Origin of the sequence: Ruegeria sp. HKCCD8929, assembly GCF_013031405.1 — a bacterium.
In the GTDB taxonomy this organism is placed as follows: domain Bacteria; phylum Pseudomonadota; class Alphaproteobacteria; order Rhodobacterales; family Rhodobacteraceae; genus Ruegeria.
Genome location: NZ_WPZY01000005.1, coordinates 150,805 through 165,627 on the forward strand (window position 1 = coordinate 150,805; position 14,823 = coordinate 165,627).

The window sequence follows — 14,823 nt, forward strand, 5'->3', positions numbered from 1 at the left end:
GCGATAATAAACGTCATGCATGGGGGGTCCAGTATTGAATTTCCATAAGGTCTCACTGCCCGCGGGGCTTTACTTTGTGGCGACACCGATCGGCACGGCCCGCGACATCACGTTGCGGGCGCTGGATATCCTTGCCTCGGCGGATGTGATCGCAGCCGAGGACACCCGCAGCCTGCGGCGTCTGATGGATATCCACGGCGTTCCGCTTGATGGGCGGCGAATGCTCGCCTATCACGACCACAGCGGCGCAGGCGCGCGCGCGCGGATTCTGGGCGCACTTTCGCAAGGTCAGTCCGTTGCTTATGCCTCCGAAGCCGGGATGCCTCTGATCGCGGATCCCGGATATGATCTTGGCCGACAGGCCTCGGAGGCGGGATTTGTGGTGACCTGCGCACCGGGACCGTCCGCCGTCTTGACAGCCCTGACGCTGGCCGGGCTGCCCACGGATGCGTTCTTTTTCGCGGGTTTCCTGCCCAACGCCACCAATGCCCGCCGCACCCGACTTGAGGCACTCAGCAGCGTGCCGGGGACGTTGGTATTTTATGAATCCCCCAAGCGGATTTCTGCCTGCCTGACCGACATGGCCGCCACGCTGGGCGGTGAGCGGCAGGCCGCGCTCTGCCGGGAGCTGACCAAGAAATTCGAGGAAATCCGGCGCGGATCGCTGCAGGAACTGGCCGAAGAGATGCGGAGCGCAACCGTGAAAGGAGAGATCGTCGTTTTGGTGGATCGCGCCCGTTCACAAGGCGTTAGTGATTCTGACATAGAAGAAGCTTTGGAGACGGCGCTGAAAACCCATTCGGTCCGGGATGCAGCGGATCTGGTGTCGAAAATGTACGGGATGCCCCGCCGTCCTATCTATCAGCGGGCCTTGAAACTGGGAAAGGGCTGACATGAATACGCGATCCACCAAGGGTTCAGTGGCTTACCATTCCGGTGCGGCGGCGGAACACCGCATCGCGCAGGACTATGAACGGCGCGGTTTTACAATTGCACGCCGCCGCTGGCGTGGCGTGGGCGGTGAAATCGACCTGATCACCCGCGACGCGCAGGGTGTGGTGTTTGTCGAGGTCAAGAAAAGCCGGAATTTCGCACAGGCGGCAGAGCGCCTGAGTACCCAGCAGATGAACCGCATCTACGCATCAGCCGAACAATTTCTTTCCGAAGAACCTGACGGATCGCTAACCAATGCGCGGTTCGATGTGGCTTTGGTAGACGCCTCGGGCGCGATTCAAATTGTCGAGAATGCCTTTGGCCACGGCTGATCGCCATTGAACCCTCGGTCTGCCTGCGCCATGTATCGGGCAATCGACAGAGGGACGCACCATGAAGATCGCCTTTCAGATGGACCCGATCGGGGCCGTGGACATCAATGCCGACAGCTCGTTTCGTCTTGCGGAGGAGGCGCAGGCGCGCGGGCATGAGCTGTTCTTTTACGGACCCGATCACTTGGCATATCAGGAGGGGCGGATCACGGCAAGCGGGCGGGACATGACCGTGCAGCGTGTGACCGGCAATCCGGCGGTACTGGGACAGGTGCGTGAAGTGGATCTGGCTGAATTTGACGTGGTCTGGTTGCGGCAGGACCCGCCCTTTGACATGCATTACATCACCTCGACCCATCTGCTGGACCGGCTGCAGGGCCAGACGCTGGTGGTGAACGACCCCTTCTGGGTGCGAAACTATCCCGAAAAGCTGCTGGTTCTGGACTTCCCGGACCTGACCCCGCCCACCACGGTTGCCCGCGATCTCGAGACCATCAAGGCGTTCAAGGCCAAGCATGGCGACGTCATTTTAAAACCGCTCTACGGCAATGGCGGCGCGGGTGTGTTCCGACTGGATGCCAACGACCGCAACCTGACCTCGCTGCATGAGCTGTTCACCGGGTTTTCGCGTGAGCCGCTGATCGTGCAGAAATTCCTGCCCGACGTGCGCAATGGCGACAAGCGGATCATTCTGGTGGATGGTGAGCCGGTGGGGGCGATCAACCGGATACCGGCAGAGGGTGAGACACGCTCGAACATGCATGTGGGCGGGCGGCCGGAAAAGATCGGGCTGAGCGCACGCGATCTGGAGATTTGTGCCGCTATCGGGCCACTGCTCAAGGAGAAGGGGCAGGTTTTCGTTGGTATCGACGTGATCGGTGACTACCTGACCGAGATCAACGTGACCTCGCCCACCGGCATTCAGGAGTTGGAGCGCTTCAACGGCGTCAATGTCGCCGAGAAGATCTGGCAGGCCATAGAGGCCAAGCTCTAAGCCATGACCCGGGCGCTGATGCGAAAGCTTAGGGCTTCGGCCACATGCGGCCGGCAGACATGTGCTGAGCCTTCAAGGTCGGCGATGGTGCGGGCCACCCGCAGGATACGGTGATAGGCGCGGGCCGACAGGCCGAACCGGTCGGCGGCCTTGAGCAGCAACTCTTTGCCTTCCGCGTCGGGCGAGGCGATTTCCTCGAGCACTTTGCCTTCGGCATCGGCATTCTGGGAGATGCCGATATGCTCTCGAAACCTTTCCATCTGAACATTGCGAGCAGCCGCAACCCGGGCCGCCACGGTTTCTGAGCTGTCCCCGGATGACGGTAAATCCAGATCCGTGAATTCGACCGGCGGCACCTCCAGCCGGAGGTCGAACCGGTCCATCAGGGGGCCGGAGATGCGACCCAGATAGTCCTCGCCACAATTGGGCGCGCGGGAGCAGGCTCGGGCCGGATTGGTCAGGTAGCCGCATTTGCAAGGGTTGGCGGCGGCAACCAGCATGAAGCGGCAGGGGTAGTTTACGTGGGCATTGGCGCGCGACACCATGATTTCCCCGGTCTCGATGGGTTGGCGCAAGGTTTCCAGAACAGTGCGTGGGAATTCCGGGAACTCGTCCATGAACAGGACGCCATTATGGGCCAGTGAGATTTCGCCCGGTTTGGCCCCCTTCCCACCTCCGACAATGGAGGCCATCGATGCCGTGTGATGCGGGTCCCGAAACGGGCGGGTCCGGCTGATGCCACCTTCGTCCAGCAGCCCGCACAGAGAGTGGATCATCGAGGTATCGAGCGCCTCGGCGGCGGTGAGCGGCGGCAGGATGCCGGGGATGCGGGCGGCGAGCATGGACTTGCCCGAGCCCGGCGTGCCGATCATGATCAGGTGGTGGCGGCCGGCGGCGGCAATCTCGAGCGCACGTTTTGCTCGCTCCTGTCCCTTCACATCCCGCAGGTCCTTTTCGAAAGGGTCGGTGTGAATTTCGCCCGCTTGTGCTGCCGCCAGAGGAGCTTGGCCGGAATAGTGGCGGACGACTGCGCCGAGCGTGTCGGCGCCGATCACGGTCGTGGCCTCGACCCAGGCGGCCTCGGCGCTGGAGGCTTTGGGACAGAGCAGAACCCGGTCTTCGGCAGCGGCGGTCATGGCCGAGGGCAGGGCGCCGATCACCGGGATCAGCGAGCCGTCGAGGGAAAGCTCGCCCAGAGCCAGCGTTTTTTCGGCGGCCTCGGCGGGCACGATTTCGAGCGCGGCGAGCAGGGCCAGCGCGATGGGCAGGTCAAAATGACTACCCTCCTTCGGCAAGTCGGCGGGTGAGAGATTGATGGTGATCCGCTTGGAGGGCAGGGCGATCGCCATGGCGCTCAGCGCGCTGCGCACCCGGTCGCGGGCTTCGGACACAGCCTTGTCCGGTAGGCCCACGATGGAAAAGGCGGGCAGGCCGGGGGTGACGGCGCACTGCACCTCGACCGGGCGGGCCTCGACCCCTTGGAATGCGACGGTGTAGGCGCGGGCGACCATGGCTGTCCTGTTTTTTGGTTAACAGGGGATTGCTAGCGTGGCCGTGGTTTAGGAAGGGTTAACGCCGCGCGGGCGGCGGCGTTGGGATTTACGTATTTTCAGCAAGAAGAAGCAACCGGGCTGGGCCAGTGATCGAAGGGTAGGTTCAATTCGTAGGGGAACGGATCGTAGGTGACCTTCAGTGCCTCCCGACGCCATGCCTCGACGGCAGAGTCGCCCAGAAGCATCTCGCAATAGGCGCGGTTTTCATTCGAGACCGGCAATCCGTATCCGACAATCCGTGCGGCAACAGGCGTGTAGAACACATCCGCCAGAGAGTACGCACCGAAGAGCGGGCCAGATAATGCGCCTGACAGGTGTCGTGCATGGGCCCAGAGGATTTCGATGCGGGCGAGATCGATGCGGGTATCGGGTGCCGGGCTGAAATCCCGGTAGCGGCGCGCGAGTTGCATCGGGCATTCGCTGCGCAGGGCGGTGAATCCGGCGACCATCTCGGCGCAGAGCCAGCGGGCAGTGGCGCGGGCTGCGGGGGCTGTGGGCCAGAGCCCAGCCTCTGGATGGCGCTCGGCCAGCGTTTCGGCCATGGCGAGACTTTCGCCGACGACGGTGCCGTCGGGCAGTCGCAGCGTGGGTACCAGCCGGGCGGGCGCGAGTGCCGCCATGTCCTGCGCCATGGTTCCGGAATAGAGGCCGATCATGTGGGTGCGGTAGGGGATGCCGAATTTCTCGAGCATCAGCCAGCCGCGGAGCGACCAACTCGAGAACAGGCGGTCACCGATATAGAGGTCGTAGGTCATGCACAGACGCTAGGCGGGGATGCGCGCCTTGGTAAAACGGTCTTTTGTGCGGGTGCCGATCACGGGCAGTGATTGATCCGACCCACGGTCCAAGTGTCCTCAAGCCGGGTGATCTCGGTTACAGAGAGGTTGTCGATGCGATGCGAGAATGCTTCTTCCGCCGTCAAGCGCAGCGCGCGTTGGACCTGAGACAGTATGACGCCGAAATGGGCGATGACGATCACGTCATGTCCGGCGTGGTCGCGGATCAACGCGTCGATGGCGGCATCGACGCGGGCACAGACCTCGTTCCAGCTTTCGCCGTTTGGCGGGCGGACCTCGCCCGGATAGCCCCAGTAGGCGCGGGCCAGTACGGGGTCTTCGGCCTCGATCTCGGCATAGCGACGCAGTTCCCACGTGCCAAAGTTGATCTCGCGCAGGTCGGGTCGGTGCGGCAGGCGGGTGCGGGTGCCCTGAACGGCCGTCGCAGTGTCAGCGGCGCGGCACAGATCGGACGAGATGACCAGCGCAGGGTCGGGTAGGTGCGCAGACAGGCGCGCAATTGCCGCATGGTCGCTCAGGTCGGCGGGCAGGTCGGACCAGCCCACCATGGATTTTGCGTGGGTCGGGCCATGGCGGACCAGATGCAGGCGGGTCACGGTAGTTCCCCTTTCAGCACCAGTGGCAGGCCGGCGGTGACCTGCACCACCAGATCGGCCTCAGCCGCCAGGGCAATGTTCAGCCGCCCCTGCGCCTCGCGAAACCGCCGCGCCAGTGCGTTTTCGGGGACGATACCGTGGCCAACCTCGTTCGAGACCACCACCAACTGCGCCGCGCAGGTGCGCAGGGCGCGCTGCAACCCGGCGCGCGCCGTGTCCAGATCGCTGTCGGCGAGCAGATGATTGCTGAGCCACATGGTGACGCAGTCGATCAGGCAGATGTGATCCGACTCCAGTCCCGAAAGGGCCGGGCCCAGATCCAGAGGCGCCTCGATCGTCGTCCAATCGGCGCCTCTTTGTGCAATATGTTGCTCAATCTTTTGGCGCATCTCGTCATCAAACACTTGTGATGTGGCGACATAAACTCGGGATTTTCCAGTTGATACAACCAGTTGTTCGGCAAATGCGGATTTTCCGGATGCTGCGCCGCCAAGAATTAAGGTTAAATTGGGATGCACTTTTATTACCTTTCTGGTGATCCACCCGGTTATTGTTCTGCGTATCGGCAGTAATTGCGCATGACAAGGCCGGCAAATGCCTGGCTTTTGGGGAGCATTTTATGGCACTGGACCATCCACGAGACCTGTCCATGTCGCGACAGGCGATGAAGGCGGAACTGCTGGATGCCGAGACCGAGTTGCGGCTGGCCTATGCCTGGCGCGATGAGCGGGATGAACAGGCGTTGCACCGGCTGATCACCGCTTACATGCGGTTGGCGATTTCCATGGCGGCAAAGTTCAAGCGCTACGGCGCGCCGATGAACGATCTGATTCAGGAGGCCGGTCTGGGCCTTATGAAGGCTGCTGACAAGTTCGATCCAGATCGCGGGGTGCGCTTCTCGACCTATGCGGTCTGGTGGATCAAGGCCAGCATTCAGGACTATGTGATGCGCAACTGGTCAATGGTGCGCACAGGATCCACGTCATCGCAGAAATCGCTGTTTTTCAACATGCGCCGGGTGCAGGCTCGGCTGGAGCGTGAGGCCGCTGCCGATGGGTTGGAGTTGGACCGACACCAGCTGCACCAGATGATTGCCTCTGAGATCGGTGTGCCCCTGCGCGATGTCGAGATGATGGAAGGGCGGCTTTCGGGCTCGGATTTCTCGCTGAACGCCGTGCAGGCGGCGGATGAGGATGGCCGTGAATGGATTGACGCGCTTGAAGATGAAAGCGTGCAGGCCGCGGAAAAGGTCGAGAACCGGCACGACAGGGCGCAGTTGCGGGAATGGCTGTTGATCGCGATGCGGGCCCTTAACGACCGCGAGCGGTTCATCGTGCGTGAGAGGAAACTGCGTGACAAGCCGCGTACACTGGAAAGTCTGGGTCAGGAACTTGGCCTCTCCAAGGAACGGGTGCGTCAACTTGAGGCCGCTGCGTTTGCCAAGATGCGCAAGAACCTTGAAGCGCAATCGCGCGAGGTGCAACAGTTCCTCGTATGAGAAACATGACCATTCTGGTATGCGCCGCGATGGCGCTTTGGGCCGCCTCGCTCCGGGCGGCCTTTGCGGATGAGAATGTACCGGCGGACGTGGCCGAGCAGGCGTTGGCGGCGGATGTGGTGATCCTGGGCGAAGTGCATGACAACCCGCACCATCACCAGGTTCAGGCCGCGATGGTGGCCGAAATGCAGCCCAAGGCCATCGTCTGGGAGATGCTGACCGAGGAAGGCGCGGGACGGGTGAATGCCACCCTGATCTCCGAGCCCGACAAGTTGGCGGCCGCCGTGCGCTGGGCCGAGTTGGGCTGGCCGCCGCTTGCCATGTATCTGCCGATCTTCCGGGCAGCTCCCGATGCGCCGCTTTATGGCGCATTGGTGCCCCGCGCTGCGGCACGCGCAGCGATGGAGACCGGCGCCGCCACGGCGCTTGGCGCGGATGCGGCGCGCTACGGGCTTACGGTCCCCCTTGTGCCCGAGGAGCAGGCCGCGCGCGAGGCGGATCAGCAGATCGCCCATTGCAATGCGCTGCCCGAAGAGATGCTGCCTCAGATGGTGGCAATCCAGCGTCTACGCGATGCGGTGCTGGCGCGAGCGGTGCTGCGGGCAATGCGGGAAACCGGCGGTCCTGTCGCCGTGATCACCGGAAACGGTCATGCCCGTAAGGACCGTGGTGTCCCGGTCTATCTGGCGCGGTTGGAGCCCGGCCTGAGGGTTTTCGTTCTGGGCCAGTCCGAGGATGGTCGGGTCGATGGTGACTATGACGCGGTTGTCGACAGCCCCGCCGCCGAGCGTGAAGACCCCTGCGCGGCCTTTGCACCGCAGGACTGATTGCCGGGGATTATGCGCTGGCGCAACGGGCGCCGCTTGCCTAATGTCGGGGCGATCCGGAACGGGAAAGGGCGGGCATGCTGGCGTCGAAACGTATCTTGCTGATCATCGGTGGCGGGATCGCGGCTTACAAGTCGCTGGACCTGATCCGACGCCTGCGCGAGCGGGGCGCTGCGGTGACACCTGTGCTGACCCGGGCCGCCGAGGAATTCGTGACACCCCTGTCGGTGGCGGCGCTGGCCGGCGAAAAAGCGTATCGCGATCTTTTCGATCTGACGGACGAGGCCGAGATGGGCCATATCCAGCTCTCTCGGTCTGCTGATCTGGTGGTGGTGGCGCCAGCCACGGCTGACCTGATGGGCAAGATGGTGGCGGGTTTGGCAGGTGATCTCGCCTCGACCCTGCTGATGGCGACCGACACGCCGGTTCTGATCGCGCCTGCCATGAATGTGCGCATGTGGGAGCACCCCGCGACGCAGCGCAACCGGACACAACTGGCCGCCGATGGCGTGCGTTTCGTCGGCCCCAACGAGGGCGACATGGCCTGCGGCGAATACGGCCCGGGACGCATGTCCGAACCGCTCGAGATCGTCGCGGCTATCGAAACCGAACTCGGCGATGGCCTTCTGAAGGGCAAGCGTATTCTGGTGACCTCGGGCCCGACGCATGAGCCCATCGATCCGGTGCGCTACATCGCCAACCGCTCGTCAGGCGCACAGGGCACCGCAGTGGCGCGGGCGCTGGCTGCGCTTGGGGCCGAAGTGGTGTTTGTCACCGGCCCTGCCGAGGTGCCGCCACCTGACGGCGTGCGAGTGGTGCGGGTGGAAAGCGCGCGTGAGATGTCCGAAGCGGTCGACGCCGCGTTGCCCGTGGATGCTGGCGTCTTTGCGGCGGCGGTGGCGGATTGGCGCGTGGCCAGCGCCTCGGACCGCAAGCTGAAGAAAAGCGCGGATGGGCTGCCGGTGCTGGAATTTGCCGAGAACCCGGACATCCTCAAGCGTGTCGCGCAGATGGATGAGGGGCGGCCCGGCCTGGTGATGGGCTTTGCTGCCGAGACCAATGATGTGATCGAGCACGCCACGGCAAAGAGGGCGCGCAAGGGCTGCGACTGGATCGTGGCCAACGATGTCAGCCCGGCGACGGGCATCATGGGCGGGTCCGAGAATGCGGTGATCCTGATCTCGGATGATGGTGCCGAGGAATGGCCGCGCATGGGCAAGGATGCGGTTGCCGCGCGTCTGGCCCAGAGGATCGCGGCGGCGTTGACGGCGTGATTTGCGTATTTTGAGCAAGAAGAAGCGGGGGCGTGCAGATGGTGGCAATCCGTGTGATCCGTGATGAGGGGGCCGATCCCGGTGTGGCGTTGCCGTCGTATGAATCGGCGGGCGCAGCAGGCGCTGATGTGCGGGCGAACTTTCCGGATCGTGGAGCGATGGTGCTGGAACCCGGCGCGCGGGCGCTGATCCCCACAGGGTTGCGGATCGAGATTCCCGCAGGGTTCGAGGTGCAGGTGCGACCCCGTTCTGGTTTGGCGCTGAAGCACGGGATCACCCTGCCCAACACGCCTGGCACCATCGACAGCGACTATCGCGGCCCGTTGGGGGTGATCGTGCTGAATGCGGGGCAGGAGCCGTTCGAGATTTCCCATGGCGACAGGATCGCGCAGATAGTGGTCGCCCCGGTGCTGCAGGCGCGCTTCGAATTGGCCGAGGGGCTGAGTGAGACAGCGCGCGGCGTAGGCGGTTTTGGCTCAACCGGGCAGGGTTGATGCTGCTGGTTCTGGTCATAGCGGGCGCCCTTTGGGGGCTTGGCCTGATGATGGGTGTCTCGCGTCAGGCGCGGTTGATGCTTGTCGGCTCTATTTTTCTGGTGGTGCTGGCGCTGCAACTGGTGCTGCCGGATGGTCATCCGATACGCGAGGCGACCGGCCAGTCTCCGGCGCCGTGGCTGATTCTGGCCGGGTTCGTCGGGCTGGGGGCAATGTATGGGCGCGGTCTGGCGTGGCTGAAATCGCGTGCCCGGCCTGAGCTGGCCGCGACTTCAGCGAAGAACCCCGGCACGTTCTCGGACACCGAACTAGAGCGTTATGCTCGGCACATCGTGCTGCGTGAGCTAGGCGGGCCGGGGCAGAAGCGGCTGAAACAGGCGAAAGTGCTGGTGATTGGCGCGGGCGGCCTTGGCGCGCCAGCGCTGCAATATCTCGCAGCAGCCGGGGTGGGTACCATCGGTGTGATCGACGATGACGTGGTCGAGAATGCCAATCTGCAGCGGCAGGTGATCCACCGCGATGCGGATATCGGTTTGCCCAAGGTATTTTCGGCGCAGGCCGCGATGGAAGCGCAGAACCCCAATGTGGTGGTCCGCCCCTATCACCGGCGTCTGACCGAGGAGATCGCCGCGGACCTGTTCGCCGATTACGATCTGATCCTCGACGGCACCGATAATTTCGACAGCCGCTATCTGGCCAACCGCGTGGCTGTCGCGCAGGGCAAGCCGCTGATCTCGGGCGCGCTGGCACAGTGGGAGGGGCAACTGAGCGTCTTTCACCCCGCCGATACCGGCCCCTGCTATCAGTGCATCTTTCCCGAAGCCCCCGCGCCGGGGCTGGCGCCATCCTGCTCCGAGGCCGGGGTGATCGGGCCGTTGCCGGGCGTGGTTGGTTCGATGATGGCGGTTGAAGCGGTGAAGCTGATCACCGGTGCGGGCGCGGTGCTGAAAGGAGAGATGCTGATCTACGACGCGCTTTACGGGGAGAGCCGGAAGATCACCCTGTCGAGGCGTGTGGACTGTCCGGTGTGTAGTGGGGAGTGAGCAGGTTTACATGCCCGGCCTTCCTGTTCGGAACTTGGCGTAGCAATATCAACGATCACCCAACGTCCGGTCCAGATCGGCGATCAGGTCCTCGGCATCCTCGAGCCCCACCGACAATCGGAAAATCCCGTCGCCCGCATAGGCGCGGTAATCCTCCAACTGCGCGCCCTCCAGTCGGAACGAGGTTTCCATCAGCGCCTCAGTCCCCATCCAGAAGACCAGGCTGCGGTGATGGCCCAGCGACACGGCATAGTGGATCACCTCCAACCGGTCGATCATCTGCTGCGCCACGCGCTCGCCCGCCGCCGCATCGCCCACTTGAAACGAGATCATGCCCGATCTGTTCTTCATCTGCCGCGCCGCCAGTTCCGCCTGCGGATGCGAGGCGAGCCCGGGATAGATCACCCGCGTCACCCTTGGATCGGCTTCCAGCCACTCGGCCACCTCCTGTGCGCCCGCCTCATGTGCCTTCATCCGTAAGGGCAGGGTCGAGGCCCCGCGCGCGATCAGCCAGGCGTTGAAGGGCGACAGGATGCCGCCGTGATGGATCGCTGCTTCGGCACGCATCCGCGCGATCAGATCGGCCCGCCCCGCCACGGCGCCGCCCAAGGCATCGCCATGCCCGCCGATATATTTGGTGATCGAATGCATCGTCAGGTCGGCCCCCAGCCCCACAGCGTCCATGCCTAGAGGCGAGGCAAAGGTCGCATCGCAGCTCAGCAGCGCCCCGGCCTCGCGCGCCAGTTTCGACACTGCCGCCAGATCGGTCAGCCGCCCGATCGGGTTCACCGGCGTCTCGGTATGGATCAGCCGCGTGTTGGGCCGGATCGCTGCTGCCACCGCCTCCAGATCGCTCATATTCACGACGCTCACCTCGATCCCCATCCGGGGCAGGGTGTCCCGTGCCAGCTCGGCCACCCCGGCATAGGAGACGTCAGAAACCACCACATGATCGCCCGCGGAAAGAAAGGTGAAGAAGATGGCCGAGGCCGCCGCCATCCCCGACGCGGTGCACAAACAGGCCTCGGCCCCCTGCATCGCGGCGATCTTCTTTTCCAGCATCGCCACGGTCGGATTGTCCCAGCGGGTATAGAGATATCCGTCGGCCCCGTCCTCCAGATCATGGGCCGAGAACCCGGCCACCTGATCGGTGACGAAGGTGGAACTCATGTGCAGCGGCGGGGCCGAGGCCTGCGTGGTCGGGTCCGGGGCTTCGCCAGCGTGAATGGCGGTGGTCATCGGTCCGGCGGGGCGGTTTGTGTGGGTCATTTCAGGTCTCCTCGTTGCGCCAGAGCCTGCGCGGGACGCGTCTGGCTTGCAAGCGGCATCCCGACAGCGATGGCGCATTTGCGACGCCTGCCACTGGACCATTCCGGCGGTCGCTCCTAGCTTGTGCGGCAAAGGAGATACGCATGACCAACCCGACCCTCGCCGACTGGCAGACCCCGTTCCAAATCGCCCCCTTCCCGCAGATCGACGACGACGATTTCGCCCCCGCGCTGGAACAGGCGCTGGCCGCCCATGCGGCGCAGATCGACGCCATCGCGGGCGATGCTGAGCCGCCGAGCTTTGCCAACACGGTCGAAGCGCTTGAGGCGGCCGGCGAGGATCTGGACAAGGTGCTGTCGGTCTTTTTCACGGTGGCCGGGGCCGACAGCAACCCGAAGCGGGAAGAGTTGCAACGGGAGTTTTCGCCGAGACTCGCGGCGCATTACTCTGAGATTTCCGCCAACAAGGCCATGTTCCGGCGCATCGCTGCCGTGTGGGATCAGCTCGATAGTCTTGACCTAACCGAGGAACAGCAACGGGTGCTGATGCTGACCCACCGCAACTTTGTCCGCGCGGGTGCGGCGCTGGAAGGAGTGGATGAGGCGCGGATGAAAGAGATCAAGGCGCGGTTGGCGATACTCGGCACCGAATTCACCCAGAACCTGCTGGCCGATGAGCGTGACTGGTTTATGAAACTCGACGAAGGTGATCTGGACGGCCTGCCCGATTTCGTCGTCGACGCCGCCCGCGCCGCTGGTGAGGAAAAGGACGCGGGCGGCCCCGTCGTCACCCTGTCTCGTTCGCTGATCGTGCCGTTCCTGCAATTCTCCCCGCGCCGCGACCTGCGCGAGACGGCCTATCGTGCCTGGACCGCGCGTGGGGCCAATGGCGGCGAGACCGACAACCGGGCGATTGCCGCAGAAATCCTGTCGCTGCGCGAGGAACGGGCGAAGCTGCTGGGATATGCAAATTTCGCCGACTACAAGCTGGAAACTGAGATGGCTGGCACGCCTGACCGTGTGCGCGACCTGCTGATGCAGGTGTGGGAGCCCGCCAAGGCACAGGCGGATGCCGATGCGCAGGTGCTGACCCAAATGATGCAGGCCGATGGCGTAAACGGCCCGCTCAAGGCTTGGGATTGGCGCCACTATGCCGAGAAACGGCGCAAGGCGGAGCATGACCTCGATGAGGCGGCGCTGAAACCGTACCTGCAACTGGACCGGATGATCGAAGCCTCATTTGCCTGCGCGAACCGCCTGTTCGGGCTAGAGTTCAAGCCACTCGACGTGCCCCTCTACCACCCCGATTGCCGGGCGTGGGAGGTGACGCGCGAAGGCGAACATGTGGCCGTCTTCATCGGTGACTATTTCGCGCGCGGCTCCAAGCGCTCGGGCGCGTGGTGTTCAGCCATGCGGCAACAGGCGAAATACCCCAAGGTCCAGGCGCCCATCGTCATCAATGTCTGCAACTTCGCCAAGGGCGATCCGGCGCTGCTTTCCTATGACGACGCCCGCACGCTGTTCCACGAATTCGGCCATGCGCTGCACCAGATGCTGTCGAACGTGACTTATGAGAGCATCTCGGGCACCTCCGTGGCGCGTGATTTCGTGGAATTGCCGAGCCAGCTTTACGAACACTGGCTGGAAGTGCCAGAGGTGCTGGCCGAGTTTGCCACCCATGCGGAGACCGGCGCGCCGATGCCCAAGGAAATGCTGGACAAGGTGCTGAAGGCGGCCAATTTCGACATGGGCTTCCAGACGGTGGAATACGTGGCCTCGGCGCTGGTCGATCTCGCCTTCCATGACGGCGCGGCGCCGGATGATCCGATGGCAAAACAGGCCGAGGTGCTGGCCGAAATCGGTATGCCCCATGCCATCGGCATGCGCCACGCGACGCCGCATTTCGCGCATGTCTTTGCGGGCGACGGCTACAGCTCGGGCTATTACAGCTACATGTGGTCCGAAGTGATGGACGCCGACGCCTTCGCCGCTTTCGAAGAGGTGGGCGGCGCATTCGACCCTGAGCGGGCCAAGGCGTTGGAAGAGAACATTCTCTCGACGGGCGGCTCGAAAAAGGCCGAAGAGTTGTATCTGGCCTTCCGCGGCCGCCTGCCGGGGGTCGAAGCGCTGCTCAAGGGGCGCGGTTTGGTGGCGGCCTGAACGCACTTGTTTGCGCCTCTGGCGGGGATATTTGGAGCAAGAGCAAGAGGCGGCTCTGCGCTTCTTCTTGCCCCAAATACGCAAATCCGACGGTCCCGCCGGACGCGTCAATAGCCCAGATCGCGATCCACCAGATGAAGGAAAGGCTCGCCTGCTTCGCCCCGGCGGATGTTCTCGCAGATCACCTGCGCCGCCGTTGCAGGGCGGGTTTCTGAGGCGATATGCGGGGTCACCGTGACGTTCGGGTGTGTCCAGTAGGGGTGATCGGCGGGCAGGGGCTCGGTGCGGAACACGTCGAGCGTGGCATGGTCGATCTGGCCTGCGTTCAGGGCGGTGAGCAGCGCGTCATCGTCGATCAGCGGGCCGCGCCCGGGGTTGATGATCCGGGCGCCCTTGGGCAGCAAAGCCAGGGTTTCGGCATTGAGCGTGTTCTCGGTGGCGGACGTGTCGGGCAGCAACAGCACGACTATGTCGGCATTCGACAAAGCTCGCACCAGCCCATCCGCACCATGCAGGCAGGTCACGCCAGTAATGCCCTTCGGTGACCGGCTCCAGCCGGCTACGTTGAAATTCAGCGCCGCCAGCGCGCGGGCAGAGGCTTCGCCCAATGCGCCGAGGCCCAACACGGTCACACTCCGTTCGGATGCCAGCGGCGGCACGTCCTGACGCCACTCGCCGTTCAGCCCGTGGATATGGGCGTCCATGCCGAGGTGGTAGCGCAGCACATGACCCACCACCCATTCGGTCATTCCTTGTGTCAGCCCGTGATCCACCATACGTGCCAGAGGTACGGTCAGGGTTTCGTTGTCCGCAATGCTCTCGATCCCGGCCCAGAGGCTGAGCACCGCTTTGAGCCGGGTATAGGGGGTGAAATCGCGCAAGCCGCCATTGGGGGCGTAGACAACGTAGTCGACCTCGCCGGGCGCGAACTCGATGCCGAGCGAAAAGTCCAGCCCGGCCTCGGTCAGATAGCGGGTGAGCAGCGGTTCATAGACTGGCCACAGAGCGGCGCGCGCAGAGAACAGCACATTCACGGGCATTGCGGGACCTCTCG

At 63.8% G+C, this 14,823-nt stretch carries 15 protein-coding genes; 9 read left to right on the forward strand and 6 right to left on the reverse strand.

Going from position 1 to position 14,823, the window contains the following annotated elements:
• Nucleotides 1-34: 34 nt before the first annotated feature.
• The 3 genes from rsmI to gshB all read left to right on the forward strand — a co-directional run bounded on the left by rsmI (nt 35) and on the right by gshB (nt 2,259).
• Complete coding sequence (rsmI, locus tag GOX53_RS10075) at nt 35-892, forward strand: 16S rRNA (cytidine(1402)-2'-O)-methyltransferase (protein ID WP_254446526.1); 858 nt, start codon at nt 35-37, stop codon at nt 890-892.
• Between the two features lies 1 nt (nt 893).
• Nucleotides 894-1,265, forward strand: coding sequence for a YraN family protein (locus tag GOX53_RS10080; RefSeq protein ID WP_171175888.1), 372 nt, complete (start codon nt 894-896; stop codon nt 1,263-1,265).
• Nucleotides 1,266-1,326: 61 nt separating this feature from the next.
• Nucleotides 1,327-2,259, forward strand: a complete 933-nt coding sequence (gene gshB / locus GOX53_RS10085) for a glutathione synthase (protein WP_171175890.1) — start codon at nt 1,327-1,329, stop codon at nt 2,257-2,259.
• On the opposite strand, the gene GOX53_RS10090 is transcribed toward gshB, so the two are convergent.
• From GOX53_RS10090 to cobU, 4 genes are all read right to left on the reverse strand, one after another.
• Nucleotides 2,256-3,770 (reverse strand): YifB family Mg chelatase-like AAA ATPase, encoded by a 1,515-nt coding sequence (locus GOX53_RS10090; protein WP_171175892.1) that lies wholly within the window; start codon nt 3,768-3,770, stop codon nt 2,256-2,258. The two genes, gshB and GOX53_RS10090, sit on opposite strands and share 4 nt — an antisense overlap.
• Before the next feature lie 98 nt (nt 3,771-3,868).
• Nucleotides 3,869-4,567, reverse strand: coding sequence for a glutathione S-transferase (locus GOX53_RS10095; RefSeq protein ID WP_171175894.1), 699 nt, complete (start codon nt 4,565-4,567; stop codon nt 3,869-3,871).
• A 59-nt stretch (nt 4,568-4,626) separates the two neighbouring features.
• Nucleotides 4,627-5,205, reverse strand: coding sequence for a histidine phosphatase family protein (locus tag GOX53_RS10100; RefSeq protein WP_171175896.1), 579 nt, complete (start codon nt 5,203-5,205; stop codon nt 4,627-4,629).
• Complete coding sequence (gene cobU, locus GOX53_RS10105) at nt 5,202-5,723, reverse strand: bifunctional adenosylcobinamide kinase/adenosylcobinamide-phosphate guanylyltransferase (protein WP_171175898.1); 522 nt, start codon at nt 5,721-5,723, stop codon at nt 5,202-5,204. The genes GOX53_RS10100 and cobU overlap by 4 nt, the downstream gene beginning before the upstream one ends.
• A gap of 101 nt (nt 5,724-5,824) precedes the next feature.
• On the opposite strand from cobU, the gene GOX53_RS10110 reads away from it, so the two are divergent.
• The 5 genes from GOX53_RS10110 (at nt 5,825) to GOX53_RS10130 (ending at nt 10,341) form a co-directional block, all read left to right on the forward strand.
• On the forward strand, nt 5,825-6,703 hold the full coding sequence (locus GOX53_RS10110) for an RNA polymerase factor sigma-32 (RefSeq protein ID WP_171175900.1): 879 nt from the start codon (nt 5,825-5,827) through the stop codon (nt 6,701-6,703).
• Nucleotides 6,700-7,530 (forward strand): ChaN family lipoprotein, encoded by an 831-nt coding sequence (locus GOX53_RS10115; protein WP_171175902.1) that lies wholly within the window; start codon nt 6,700-6,702, stop codon nt 7,528-7,530. The genes GOX53_RS10110 and GOX53_RS10115 overlap by 4 nt, the downstream gene beginning before the upstream one ends.
• Nucleotides 7,531-7,607: 77 nt before the next feature.
• A complete protein-coding gene (gene coaBC / locus GOX53_RS10120; protein WP_171175904.1) occupies nt 7,608-8,804 on the forward strand; it encodes a bifunctional phosphopantothenoylcysteine decarboxylase/phosphopantothenate--cysteine ligase CoaBC in 1,197 nt (398 codons plus the stop codon).
• 38 nt (nt 8,805-8,842) lie between these two features.
• A complete protein-coding gene (dut, locus tag GOX53_RS10125; RefSeq protein ID WP_171176210.1) occupies nt 8,843-9,298 on the forward strand; it encodes a dUTP diphosphatase in 456 nt (151 codons plus the stop codon).
• Complete coding sequence (locus GOX53_RS10130; protein WP_171175906.1) at nt 9,298-10,341, forward strand: molybdopterin-synthase adenylyltransferase MoeB; 1,044 nt, start codon at nt 9,298-9,300, stop codon at nt 10,339-10,341. Before dut ends, GOX53_RS10130 begins: the two co-directional genes overlap by 1 nt.
• Nucleotides 10,342-10,389: 48 nt before the next feature.
• Here GOX53_RS10130 and GOX53_RS10135 read toward each other — a convergent pair whose 3' ends face one another.
• A complete protein-coding gene (locus tag GOX53_RS10135) occupies nt 10,390-11,610 on the reverse strand; it encodes a PLP-dependent aspartate aminotransferase family protein (RefSeq protein ID WP_171175908.1) in 1,221 nt (406 codons plus the stop codon).
• A 143-nt stretch (nt 11,611-11,753) separates the two neighbouring features.
• On the opposite strand from GOX53_RS10135, the gene GOX53_RS10140 reads away from it, so the two are divergent.
• Nucleotides 11,754-13,769: a M3 family metallopeptidase gene (locus GOX53_RS10140; RefSeq protein WP_171175910.1), complete on the forward strand. Its 2,016-nt coding sequence runs from the start codon at nt 11,754-11,756 to the stop codon at nt 13,767-13,769.
• A gap of 107 nt (nt 13,770-13,876) precedes the next feature.
• Here GOX53_RS10140 and GOX53_RS10145 read toward each other — a convergent pair whose 3' ends face one another.
• A complete protein-coding gene (locus GOX53_RS10145) occupies nt 13,877-14,809 on the reverse strand; it encodes a glyoxylate/hydroxypyruvate reductase A (protein ID WP_171175912.1) in 933 nt (310 codons plus the stop codon).
• Nucleotides 14,810-14,823: the final 14 nt, after the last annotated feature.